Below are 12,031 nucleotides of genomic sequence, written 5' to 3'. Positions count from 1 at the left end.
ACGGGCATCTGCCGGTCCGCGGACCGACAGATGGCCGCAATCGTCATATCCGCGTCATTGCGGACACTCGGCCGGGGCGGCGACGCTGAGGGCGTGCGGATCACGTTCCTCGTCCACTCCGGATTCCAGTCGCTGGACCTCACCGGCCCCCTGGAGGTCTTCGCCCTGGCCGGCGACGCCTACACCACCGAGGTGGTCGCCGCCGAACGTACGCCGGTCGAGGCGTCCAGCGGCCTGGCGGTCCTCCCGCACCGCGCCTTCCACGACGACCCCGTCGACACCCTCATCGTGGTCGGCGGACCCGGAACCGCGGAGGCCGCCCGGGACGAGCCGACCATCGCGTGGATCTCGGCCGCCGCGCGCCGCGCCCGCCGTGTCGGCTCGGTGTGCAGCGGGGCGTTCCTGCTGGCGCGGGCCGGGCTGCTCGACGGCCGGCGGGCCACCACGCACTGGTCCGCCTGCCGCCTGCTGGCCGAGCGGTTCCCATCGGTCGAGGTCGATCCGGACCCGATCTTCGTACGGGACGATCCGGTCTGGACCTCCGCGGGCGTGACCGCGGGGATCGACCTGGCGCTCGCGATGGTCGAGGACGACCTCGGCGCCGCGACCGCCCGGGCGATCGCCCGGCAGTTGGTCGTGTTCGTACAGCGGCCGGGCGGGCAGGCCCAGTTCAGCGCCCAGCTGGCCGCGCAGCGGCCGGACCGGCCCGCCGTGCGGGAGCTGCAGCGGTGGATCGCCGACCACCTGACCGCGGACCTGTCCGTCGAGGCGCTGGCCGCCCGTACGGGGCTCAGCACGCGTCATTTCGCCCGCGTGTTCCGCGACGACGTCGGCGTGACTCCGGGGTCGTACGTCGAGTCGGTGCGGGTCGAGGCAGCCCGCCGGCTGCTGGAGACCACCACCCGCCCGCTCGACGTCATCGCCCGCGATTGCGGCTTCGGCACGCCCGAGACCATGCACCGCAGTTTCCGGAGGACCGTGTCCGTCACTCCCGGCGACTACCGCCGCCGGTTCCGCGGCCACGCGTCCGTGGCATCCCGATGAGGAGCATTCCCGTGCGGATCGTGTTCGCGCTGTACGAAGGGTTCACCCCGCTCGACGCCGTCGGGCCGTACGAGGTGCTGTCACGCCTGCCGGGCGTGACGGCGGTATTCGCGGCGGCCGAACGCGGCCCCGTCGGTTCGGACGGGGCGCTCACCGTACTGGCCGACGCGGCGTTCGACGACCTGGACCGGTGCGACGTCCTCCTCGTGCCGGGCGGTCCGGGCACCCGCGACGTCGTGCTCGGCGATCAGCGGTACGTCGACTGGGTCCGGCGCGTGCATCCCACGACGCGGTGGACGACCTCGGTGTGCTCCGGCTCGCTGATCCTCGGCGCCGCCGGGCTGCTCGACGGCCTGCGGGCGACGACGCACTGGTGCGTGCGGAAGGAACTCGAGGCGACCGGCGCGACGTACGTCCCCGAGCGCGTCGTGACGACCGGGAAGATCGTCACGGCGGCGGGCGTCTCCGCCGGCATCGACATGGCGCTGACCTTGGCCGCCCGTCTGGGCGGCGACGTCGCCGCACAGGCGATCCAGCTCTGGACCGAGTACGACCCGCGGCCGCCCTTCGACAGCGGCTCACTCCCGAAGGCCTCGCCCGAGGTCCTGGACTTCGTCACCGCCCACCTGGCGGCCGGATGACCCAGCGCTGCCCGGCGGCGCCGGACAGCGCTGTCAGGTCACCAGGCAGAACTCGTTGCCCTCCGGGTCGCGCATGACCTGGAACCGGCCGTGGGAGTCGGTGCGCGTGTCCTCGACGGCGGTGGCGCCCTCGGCGCAGAGGCGGTCGCGGGCGGCGTCGATGTCCGCGACCTCGACGTCGAGGTGGAGGCGGTTCTTGACCTCCTTGCTCTCGGGAACCATCTGGAACGCCAGGCGCATCGGCCCGCCGGGAGGGTCGACGTAGGACCAGTCGGGATCGCGGTCGACGGCCTCGCCGCCGACCACCGCCGTCCAGAAGCGGGCCAGCTTCGGCGGGTCGGCGCAGTCGATGACGAGTTCGTTCAATCGTCCGATCATGCCGGAACGCTACCCGCCGGTCCGGATCGCACTCCCCGGCCCGGCGGGAGCCGGGTCGAGATCTGGCCTCCGCTTACCGTCTGATCTGGGGAAAGTCGTCTACCGTGAGATACCCGGGCGGCCGAGACTGAGGGGGCAGGCATGCCGGAGGAGCTCGCGCGCTTGACGGAGTTCGTCTACGAGATGGGATTGCTCAAGCGCTACAAGCGGAGCGGCTGGCTCGTCGCGGGGGTCGCCGCGCCCGAGAGCATCGCGGACCATTCCTTCCGGGCGGCGGTGCTGGCCGGCGTCCTGGCCGCCCTGGAGGGCGCGAGTCCGGAGCGGGCCGTCCTGCTCAGCCTCTTCCACGACAGTCAGGAGACCCGGCTGACCGACCTGCCGTACCTCGCCCAGCGGTACGTCGCCCGTACGCCCAACGAGCAGGTCACCGCGAATCAGGTGCGCGGGCTGCCCGCCCCGGTGGCGGAGCTGATCTCCGGGTCGGTCGCGGAGTACGAGCAGCGGGCCAGCCTGGAGGCCCGCTGCGCTCGGGACGCCGACAAGCTCGAGTGCCTGCTACAGGCCATCGAGTACCGCGACCAGGGGCACCACACCATCCAGCCGTGGATCGACAGTTCGCTGGCCGCGCTGCAGACGCCGTCCGGGAAGAAGCTGGCGGATGAGGCGCTCGCCACCGGATCGCTCGACTGGCTCCACGGCGTGGTGAACGGCGAGAACGGCCCGGTCGCCGGCTGAGAGGTACCCCGGTCGCCGAGCCGAGGGGTACACGGCCCGGCCCCGATGTCCAGGCCCGTGTGCCGTGAGGTTCGTTACTTGGATGTTTCTGACAAACAGAGTTAGCGTCAGTCACGTGCATAGTACAGCCGACTGAGGAGGCTCTTGCATGTGCGGCATGGCCGGCTGGGTGGACTACGACCGCGACCTCACGCTCGAACGCGACACCGCCCTCGCGATGACGCGCACGATGGCGCTCCGGGGCCCCGATGCCGAAGGGCTGTGGATCGACTCCCACGTCGCGCTGGGGCACCGGCGCCTCGCCGTGATCGACCCGCGGGGCGGCGGGCAGCCGATGAGCGAGGGGCCCGTGACCCTGGTCTACAGCGGCGAGACGTACAACTTCCGCGAGCTGCGCAAGGTGCTGGAGTTCCACGGGCACCGGTTCCGCACCCGGAGCGACACCGAGGTCGTCCTGCGGGCGTACCTGCACTGGGGCTCCGACCTCGTCGAGCACCTGAACGGGATGTACGCGTTCGCGCTGTGGGACCGGCGGACCGAGGAGCTCCTCCTCGTACGGGACCGGATGGGCATCAAGCCGCTGTACTACGCGCCGACGCGCCACGGGGTGCTGTTCGGCTCCGAGCCCAAGGCCATCCTCGCCAACCCGCTGTTCACCCCGCGCCTCCGCGACGAGGGCCTGTTCGAGCTGCTCACCACCGCGAAGACGCCGGGCCACGCCGTCTTCGACGGCATGTACGAGGTCGAGCCCGGGCACGTCGTGCGGGTCTCGCGCGAGGGGGTCACCGACCGGCGCTACTGGGCGCTGACCGCACGGGAGCACACCGACGGCATCCCCCGGACCGTCCGGCGCGTCCGCGAGCTCCTGGAGGACATCGTCGAGCGGCAGCTCATCTCGGACGTCCCGCTGTGCACGATGCTGTCGGGCGGGCTGGACTCCAGCGCCCTCACCGCGCTGGCCGACCGGGCGATGGGGCTCGGCACCGTGCGCACCTTCGCGGTCGACTTCACCGATGAGGGCGGCGGGTTCGTGCCGGACGCCATGCGGGACACGTCCGACACGCCGTACGTCCATGACGTCGCCAAGCACGTCGGGTCCCACCACACCGACGTCGTTCTGAGCGGTGAGAGCCTGTCCTCCCCCGAGGCCGTCGAGCAGGTCATGCGCGCCAGGGACCTGCCCGGCATCGGTGACATGGACACCTCGCTGTACCTGCTGTTCGCCGAGATCCGGCGGCACTCCACGGTCGCGTTGTCGGGCGAGTCCGCCGACGAGGTCTTCGGCGGGTACCGCTGGTTCCACGATCCGGCCGCGGTCGCCGCCGACACCTTCCCCTGGCTCCACGGCCTGGGCCGGGTGACGGACCTCGTGGACCGCGACCTCGACCGGCGCACGGACGCGTACGTCGCCGAGCGGTACCGCCAGGCGATCGACGAGGTGCCCCGCCTGCCCGGCGAGGATGGCCTCGAACGCCGCATGCGGGAGATCTGCCACCTCCACCTCACCCGGATGGTCCGTTTCCTCCTTGACCGCAAGGACCGGCTGAGCATGGCGGTCGGCCTGGAGGTCCGCGTGCCGTTCTGCGACCACCGGCTCGTCGAGTACGTCTTCAACACGCCGTGGGCGTACAAGACCTACGACGGCCGGGAGAAGAGCCTCCTGCGCGGCGCCGTCGCCGACCTCCTTCCCGCATCGGTCGTACGGCGGCGGAAGAGCCCGTATCCGGCCACCCAGAACCCCAGCTACGAACGGTCCGTACGCGACCGCCTGTCCGGCATCCTCGCCGACCCGAACGCCCCCGTACGGCCCTATCTCGACGTGAAGGCCGCGCGCGCCGCCCTGCGCCGCCCGATCGGCCGGGCCAGCCTCCAGGAGAACCGGACCGCGATGGAGCGCATCGTCGGCCTGAACGACTGGCTGACGGCCTATCGCCCCGAACACGTCTAACTATTCACTATTTGTCGCAATTGACGATTGATCAATTCGCGGTCGACGGCATGGCCGGTTTAAAGTCCCGGCCATGCCATCACTGAGTCATGAATCGCTCGCCTTGCTCTTCAAGAACCGCCCGGCCCTGGCGGCGGAAATCCTCCATAATGCGTTAAAAGTCGACATCCCAGGCTATAAAGCCGTCCGGGTCGAATCCGACGATCTCACCGAGTGGAATCCGGCGGAGTTCCGCGCGGACGCCGTCGTCGTCTTCGAGGCGGACTCCCCGGTGCTGGCCGTGGTCGTGGAGATCCAGCTCGGGCGCGACCAGGGCAAGCGGTGGAGCTGGCCGGTCTACCTCGCGGGCCTGCGCGCGCGGACCCGCTGCCCGGCGATCCTGCTGGTGATCTGCACGGACGCCGCCGTCGGCGACTGGTGCGCCGAGCCGATCGGGCTCGGCCATCCGGGCTGGACCCTGACTCCTCTGGTGCTCAAGCCGGAGGCGGTCCCGGTCGTCACCGACGCCGCGGAGGCCGTCCGCGCGCCGGAGCTGGCCGTCCTGTCGACCATGACCCACGGCGCCGCCTACGACCGGGCGAGAATGTTCCACGCCCTGCTCTCCGCCCTGGCCAGGATGGAGGACGGAGACCGCGCGAAACTGTACATTGACATCGTGCTCGCGGCTCTGCCGGAGACACCCGCCGCCGAACTGGAGGCATTCGTGCGAAGCGACACATCTCCCTACAAAAGCGAGGCGTTCCGCAGGACCTACGCCGAAGGCGAGGCCGAAGGAGAGGTCAAAGGCGAAGTCAAAGGCAGGGTGAGCACCCTCCTCCAGGTGCTCGAGGCGCGCGGCGTCATGGTCCCGGACGAGGCGCGCGAACGCATCACCGCCTGCACCGACGTCGCCCAGATCGAGGCCTGGGTCAAGCGCTCCGTCATCGTCCGCACGGTCGACGCGCTCTTCGACTGAACGACGCGGGTCAGCCGAGCTCGGCGAAGAGGTGGCGGGCGAGGAAGTCGTTGGTGAAGACGCCGTTCGGGTCGTAGTCGCGGGCCAGGGCGTGGAAGTCCGCTAGGCGCGGGTACCGCGAGCGCAGCGCGTCGGCGGGGGTGGTGAACAGCTTGCCCCAGTGCGGCCGGGCGTCGAAGGGCGCCAGGCGCTCCTCGAGCAGGTCGAGCACGGGGCGCACCGCGTCGGCGTCCTTGACCCAGGTGAAGTGCAGGGCCACCGTGTCCCGCCCGTAGGACGTGCTCATCCACAGGTCGTCCGCCGCGACGGTCCGGATCTCGCAGATCTGCAGGACGGGGGCGATCCGGTCGCGGACCTCGTTCAGGGCGTGCAGCGCCTCGACGGCGCGGGTTCGGTCCAGGAGGAACTCCGACTGCAGCTCGTCGCCGCTGCTGCTCGGCGCGAAGTCGGGCCGGAAATGTGGCAGCCGGTCGTACCACGGGCCGGGCACACCGCCCTGCTCGGTGCAGGCGACGGGAGACATGGCGGGCACCGGGTGCCGGGGCCCGTCGGCGGCCCGGGCGCCGAACCACTCCTCCGGCATCGGGTCCACGCCCGCCGCGTCGACGCGGTCCTTCACCCACACCTGGTCGATCCGCGCCTCGCGCCACGTGGTGAACAGGCTCACGCTGTACGCGCCGGACACCACCGCGGAGAAGCGCTCGTCCAGGACCTCCAGCGGCAGCCCCTCGTACACCCGCTGCCGCACGTCGAACGTCGGCGCGATGTCCAGCGTCACGCTCACGACGACGCCGAGGGCGCCGAGCCCGACGACGGCCCCGGCGAACCGGTCACCGTCCCGGTCGCGGGCCAGCGCGACCAGGTCACCGGCGGCCGTGACCAGCTCCAGCCCGGACACCGCCGTGGCGAGGTTGCCGTTCCTCTCCCCCGATCCGTGCGTCGCCGTCGCGATCGAGCCGGCGACGGAGATGTGCGGCAGGGACGCCAGGTTGTGCAGGGCGTACCCCTTGTCGTGCAGCTCGCGGCTCAGCTCGGCGTACCGCACGCTCGCGCCGACCTTCACCGTGCCGGCGGTGCCGTCGATCTCCACGGCGGAGGGGAGCTTCGCCAGCGAGATCAGGGTGTCCGGCGTGTCGGCGATGTCGTTGAAGGAGTGGCCGCTGCCCAGCACGCGCACCTTCGAGCCGCGTGTCACCAGGCCGCGTACCTCGGCGAGAGAGGTCGGGTAGCGGACCTCCTCGGCCCGGAAGCCGATGTTGCCCGCCCAGTTCCGTACCGCACCGGCCACCGGCCCCCACGCACCTTTCGCCCTCGTCGGCCGCCCTGCGCGGTCGATCTGCCCACCTCGCACGATATTCCCTGCCGGAAAATGCGTTGCCGCCGTGGCCGCCCTCTGTTGTACTCCCGGCGTACGAGCAGCCGACCGAGGAGATGGTCATGCGTACTGCGTACGTGTCCGCCCAGCAGGTATTCGCCGCCTACGCGAAGGACACGACGCCACGTGCGACCATCGAACCGACCGGCGCGGGCAGACGCCGGTAAGACCACCTCGACCTCCGTCCTGGGCTGCCTTCGCCCAGGCCCTCGCGCGACCGCGGCCCTGGCCGCCGCGATCGCGGCGGCGACCGCGCTCCCGCTCGCCGCACCTCAGCTCACCCGGCGTTTCGTCGACGACGCCATCGGCGGCGCGAGCACCCGCCACCTGGTGTTCGTCGCCGTCGGCTACCTGACCCTGGCCGTCGCCGGGCAGGGCGCCCGTACCCTCACCGCCTGGCTGGCGAGCCGCCTGGCCTGGGACGGCACCAACCGCCTGCGGGAGCGGCTGGCCCAGCACGCGCTCGGTCTCGATATGGGCTTCCACGGGCGGCGTACCCCCGGCGAGCTGATCGAACGGGTCGACGGCGACGTCGTCGCGATCGCCGAGTTCGTCGTCGCCTTCCTGCTCGACGTCGTGGCGGGCGTCCTGCTCCTGGCGGGCGTGCTCGTCGTCATGCTGACCGTCGAGCCGCTCATCGGCGCGCTGCTGCTCGCGTACTGCGTGCTGATCGGGTTCGCGATGGCACGGGCGCAGCGGCTGGCCGTGCCGTCGGCCGCTCGTTCCCGCGCGGAATACGCCGCGCTGTTCGGTGACATCGAGGAGCGCCTGGCCGGCCTGGAGGACCTCCGCGCGAACGGCGCCGGCGAGCACGCGGTCGACCGCGTCCACCGGGCGAGCGGCCGGAAGTACCGCGCGGAGTTCCGGTCCGAGCGCGTCGGCAGCGGCCTGCTCGCGGGCACGTCGGTGGCGTTCGCGACGGGTACGGCGCTGGTCCTCGCGGTGGCCGCGTGGGCCCGCGGGTCCGGAACGCTGACCGTCGGCACCGCCGTGCTGCTGTTCCAGTACACGCAGATGGTCCGGACGCCGTTCGAACGGCTGATCGACCAGTTGCGGGAGTACCAGGCGGCGCTGGCGGGCGTCGCCCGCGTCCGTGACCTCCTGGCCGAACGCCGTACGCTGCCGGAGCCCGCCGATCCCCGGCCGCTGCCGGCCTCGGGCCCGCTCGGCCTGCGGCTCGACGGGGTCGGGTTCGCGTACGCCGACGACGGCGTGCCGGTGCTGTCCGGCGTCGACCTGGCGCTGGCGCCGGGCGAGACGCTCGGCCTGGTCGGCCGTACGGGCAGTGGCAAGACCACCATCGCCCGGCTCATTCTGCGCCTGTACGACCCGACCGAGGGCGTCGTACGGGTCGGCGGGCTGGATCTGCGGGACGCCGACCCGGAGTCGGTACGGCGGCGGATCGGCGTCGTCACGCAGGACGTGCAGCTTTTCACCGCGAGCGTGCGGGACAACCTGACGTTGTTCCGGCCGGGTCTGGCCGACGACCGGCGGCTGCGGGAGATCCTGAACGAGGTCGGCCTGGGTGAATGGCTGGCCGGGCTGCCCGACGGTCTCGACACCGGGCTGGGCGGCGACGCGGTCGGCGTCTCGGCCGGTGAGGCGCAGCTGCTGGCGTTCGCCCGTACGCTGCTCGCCGATCCGGGGCTGGTGGTGCTGGACGAGGCGTCCAGCCGACTGGATCCGGCGACCGAGCGGTGTGTGGAGGAGGTCGTGGACCGGCTCCTCGCCGACCGTACCGGCGTGCTGATCGCCCACCGGCTGTCCTCGCTCGCGCGGGTGGACGTGGTCGCGGTCGTCGACGGCGGCCGGATCGTCGAGTACGGCCGCCGGGACGCGCTGGCGGCCGATCGCGGGAGCCGGTTCGCGCGGCTGCTGAGCGCGGCGGGGGTGGCGCGATGAGGCCCGTGCCGACCGTGATGGCCGGTCTGGCCCGCTCGTCCGGGCTGGGCCGGTACGTGCTCGGCGCCCTGCTGTGGCTGCCGACGTACCTGTTCCCCATCGGCGGCGGTCTGCTGCTGAAGGAGGTGTTCGACCGGCTGAGCGGGGATCGGGCCGCCGGCCTGCCGGGGGCGCTGTGGCTCTGCGCCGCGTTCGTCGGGCTGGAGGTGGTGCGTGGCCTGAACCTGGTGACCGCCTGGGCGTACGGCGTCTACTGGTGGGAGGCCGCGGCGACGACGCTGCGCGTCAACGTCCTGCGCTCGGTCCTCACCGCCCGGGGCGCCGCCGCGGCCCGGCTGCCGTACTCGTCGGGTGAGGCGCTGGCGCGGCTCCGCGACGACGTGAGCGACCTCGTCCAGGTCACCGACGACCTGGTGGACCTGACCGGCACCGTGCTGTTCGGCGTCACCGCGCTGGTGATCATGGCGACGGTCGACCCCGCCATCACGCTCGCCCTCGTCCTGCCCATGATCGCGGTGGGCGTGCTGAGCCGGCTGCTCGGCACGGCCATCCGGCGGCTGCACCGGCGCGCCCGGCGGCTCGGCGCGGTGGTGACGGCGCACGTCGGCGACGCGTTCGCGGGCATCCTCGCGATCAAGACGGCCGGGGCCGAGGACGCGGTGCTGGCGCGGCTGCGCGCGCACAACCGCCGGCGCCGGAACGCCGCCGTACGGGACCGGCTCGCGACCGACCTGCTGGACACGGTGACGAGCGCGACCGTCGAGATCGGCATGGGCATCGTCCTGCTCATCGCCGCCCCCGCCATGCACCACGGGAGCTTCACGGTCGGCGACCTGGCGCTCTTCACCGGCTACCTCGGCTGGCTGACCGCGCTGCCCCGCTCCCTCGGCACGTTCCTGTACCGGCTGCCGCAGGCCGCGGTCGCGGCCGAACGCCTCGGCCGGCTCATGGCCCCGCACGAGGACGTCCACGACCTGGCGCGGGTGAGCGGCGTCTGGTTCCGCCGGGATCCGCCGCCGGTCCAGGCGCCGCCGCACCCCGATCCCCTGGAGGTCGTCGAGGGCCGGGGCCTGACCGTGCGGTACGGGGGCGGCCGCGGGCTGGACGCCGTCGACCTGCGGATCGAGCGCGGGTCGTTCACCGTGATCACCGGAGCCGTCGGAGCCGGCAAGACGACTCTCGTACGGGCGCTGCTGGGGCTCGTGCCCCTGGACGCGGGGACGGTCTCCTGGAACGGCCGGCCCGTCGACGACCCGGGGACGTACCTGGTCCCCGGCCGGGTGGCGTACGCGAGCCAGATCCCCCGGTTGTTCTCCGACTCCCTCCGGGAGAACCTCCTGCTCGGCGCGGACGGCGAACGGCTCGCCACCGCGATCGAACTCGCGGCCTTCGACGCGGACGTGGCGGCCATGCCGGACGGCCTGGAGACGGTCGTCGGCCCCCGCGGCGTACGGCTGTCCGGTGGGCAGGTGCAGCGGGCCACGGCCGCGCGGGCGCTCGTACGGGCCCCGGACCTGCTCGTCGTCGACGACCTGTCCTCCGCGCTGGACGTGGAGACCGAGCGGCTGCTGTGGGAGCGGATCGCCGACGCCGCGCGCGACGGACGCGGACCGGCGACGCTGCTGGTCGTGTCGCACCGCCGGGCGGCCCTCGAACGAGCCGACCGGGTCGTGGTGCTCGACCGGGGACGCGTCGTCGGTCAGGGCCGGCTCGGCGAGCTCCTGGAGGACTGCGCGGAGATGCGCCGCCTGTGGACCGGCGAACTCCTCGCCGAGGCCGAGGAGCAGGCGGACACCACCGTCCAATGACCCGGAGAGGCGGACCGGTGGCTCCTAATCGACTTCCACCTTAGTGGTATTGACAGGTCGATAATGAGTCGGCTATTTGCGCTAGTCCTGCCATATTCGCTCGAACGCAGGTCACCAGGGCATCGCGCCTTCGACTCGGACGGAATCATGCGGTCGTTATGTGTTCGTGATGTTCTTTCGTCAACCAAGGATCCGAGCGGCGGGTCAAATAGGGCAGAAGGCGGCCATTCGGGTCGCCTCATCGAGGGGAACATCACCATGGAAATCAGCCGCCGCATTTCCGCGCTGCTCACGGTCGCCGCCATCGCCACCGGCGCGATGGCCACCGCCACCGCCGCCGAGGCGTCCACCGCCAAGTCCAGCCCCTGCACCAAAGCAGCCGGCAAGTACCACGGACGCCTCATCCTCACCGCCAAGCTCACCGGCTACGACTCCGAGGGCCACCCCAAGGCCACCGGCGGCACCCTGCGCGTCTACCACTCCGCGACCTGCAAGACCCTCTGGGTCCGCGTCGACGAGTCCGCCGAATACGCCCACCGGGGGACTTACATCTTCACCAGCATCCAGTACTACAACACCAAGACCCACAAGAACGACTACGCCTGGGAGACCCGCGAGACCGCACGATCCCTGGTTTCCAAGGCCGTACCCGCCGGCCACGGCAAGGCCGACGTCAACGGCGGATTCGTTGCCGACTACCAATTCGTCTCCCCCCACCACGTCCGTTTCTGATCTGGAGAGGAGCCCTCTGCTGCGTTAGCCGAAGACTGTCGTAGTGAGCGATGACTCACCATGGACCCATGAGGCGATGATCAGGTATTTCGCGTAAATTCATTCCCCCGAGATCAAGGAGATGATTCATAGTGCGCATGGGGAAGATCACGATGGCTGCTCTCATGGCCGGTGCCACGGTGGCGGCGGTCGGGCCATTGGCGGCGCCCGCCGACGCCGGGACCGGGACGGATTTCCGAGTGGCCGGCGTCAGGATCTGGGCGAATGGTGCGCTCAACGACCCTTACTCGGGGATCCTCGGGCTGGGCTACCCGGGTCAGGGCTTCGACGTCGACATGGTGTATTCCGCCCCCGCTTACACGTGCGACAACGGTGTGACGTCGTGGACGTCGTTGCACGGCCGCGACATCGCGACCGGCGTCACTGGGTTCGTGCCCTCCTGCAACACAACCTGGTGACCTCAGGCCACGACCGAAGGCAAAGCGGCTGTCGGTGAGCGTCTGACTCCCACGC

11 protein-coding genes are annotated in these 12,031 nt (G+C 71.5%); 9 read left to right on the top strand and 2 right to left on the bottom strand.

Going from position 1 to position 12,031, the window contains the following annotated elements; genetic code table 11:
• Positions 1–99: 99 nt before the first annotated feature.
• A complete protein-coding gene (locus tag NE234_RS14490) occupies positions 100–1,044 on the top strand; it encodes a GlxA family transcriptional regulator (protein ID WP_406567004.1) in 945 nt (314 codons plus the stop codon).
• A gap of 11 nt (positions 1,045–1,055) precedes the next feature.
• Positions 1,056–1,685: a DJ-1/PfpI family protein gene (locus NE234_RS14485; protein WP_252779909.1), complete on the top strand. Its 630-nt coding sequence runs from the start codon at positions 1,056–1,058 to the stop codon at positions 1,683–1,685.
• A gap of 33 nt (positions 1,686–1,718) precedes the next feature.
• Here the strand turns inward: NE234_RS14485 and NE234_RS14480 are convergent, their stop codons facing one another.
• A complete protein-coding gene (locus NE234_RS14480; protein WP_252779906.1) occupies positions 1,719–2,063 on the bottom strand; it encodes a VOC family protein in 345 nt (114 codons plus the stop codon).
• 141 nt (positions 2,064–2,204) lie between these two features.
• Here NE234_RS14480 and NE234_RS14475 point away from each other — a divergent pair, with 141 nt between their 5' ends.
• The 3 genes from NE234_RS14475 to NE234_RS14465 all read left to right on the top strand — a co-directional run bounded on the left by NE234_RS14475 (position 2,205) and on the right by NE234_RS14465 (position 5,701).
• Positions 2,205–2,798, top strand: coding sequence for an HD domain-containing protein (locus tag NE234_RS14475; protein WP_252779895.1), 594 nt, complete (start codon positions 2,205–2,207; stop codon positions 2,796–2,798).
• A gap of 148 nt (positions 2,799–2,946) precedes the next feature.
• Positions 2,947–4,746 (top strand): asparagine synthase (glutamine-hydrolyzing), encoded by a 1,800-nt coding sequence (gene asnB / locus NE234_RS14470; protein ID WP_252779888.1) that lies wholly within the window; start codon positions 2,947–2,949, stop codon positions 4,744–4,746.
• A gap of 73 nt (positions 4,747–4,819) precedes the next feature.
• Complete coding sequence (locus NE234_RS14465) at positions 4,820–5,701, top strand: hypothetical protein (protein ID WP_252779886.1); 882 nt, start codon at positions 4,820–4,822, stop codon at positions 5,699–5,701.
• A 10-nt stretch (positions 5,702–5,711) separates the two neighbouring features.
• Here the strand turns inward: NE234_RS14465 and NE234_RS14460 are convergent, their stop codons facing one another.
• Positions 5,712–6,989 carry an FAD-binding protein gene (locus NE234_RS14460; protein ID WP_252779883.1) on the bottom strand — a complete coding sequence of 426 codons (1,278 nt, stop codon included), beginning with the start codon at positions 6,987–6,989 and terminating at the stop codon, positions 5,712–5,714.
• A gap of 213 nt (positions 6,990–7,202) precedes the next feature.
• Here NE234_RS14460 and NE234_RS14455 point away from each other — a divergent pair, with 213 nt between their 5' ends.
• The 4 genes from NE234_RS14455 to NE234_RS14440 all read left to right on the top strand — a co-directional run bounded on the left by NE234_RS14455 (position 7,203) and on the right by NE234_RS14440 (position 11,976).
• The gene (locus tag NE234_RS14455) at positions 7,203–8,978 is read left to right on the top strand and encodes an ABC transporter ATP-binding protein (RefSeq protein ID WP_252779869.1); all 1,776 of its coding nucleotides are present in this window, start codon (positions 7,203–7,205) and stop codon (positions 8,976–8,978) included.
• Positions 8,975–10,786, top strand: a complete 1,812-nt coding sequence (locus NE234_RS14450) for an ABC transporter ATP-binding protein (protein ID WP_252779867.1) — start codon at positions 8,975–8,977, stop codon at positions 10,784–10,786. The genes NE234_RS14455 and NE234_RS14450 overlap by 4 nt, the downstream gene beginning before the upstream one ends.
• A gap of 258 nt (positions 10,787–11,044) precedes the next feature.
• Positions 11,045–11,518, top strand: coding sequence for a hypothetical protein (locus tag NE234_RS14445; RefSeq protein ID WP_252779865.1), 474 nt, complete (start codon positions 11,045–11,047; stop codon positions 11,516–11,518).
• A gap of 137 nt (positions 11,519–11,655) precedes the next feature.
• Positions 11,656–11,976, top strand: coding sequence for a hypothetical protein (locus NE234_RS14440; RefSeq protein ID WP_252779862.1), 321 nt, complete (start codon positions 11,656–11,658; stop codon positions 11,974–11,976).
• The last annotated feature ends 55 nt before the right edge of the window (positions 11,977–12,031 follow it).

This window comes from Actinoallomurus rhizosphaericola (genome assembly GCF_024055675.1).
GTDB lineage: Bacteria > Actinomycetota > Actinomycetes > Streptosporangiales > Streptosporangiaceae > Actinoallomurus > Actinoallomurus soli.
Note: the sequence above shows the minus strand (reverse complement) of the source record. Positions and strands in the feature narration are given on the sequence as shown.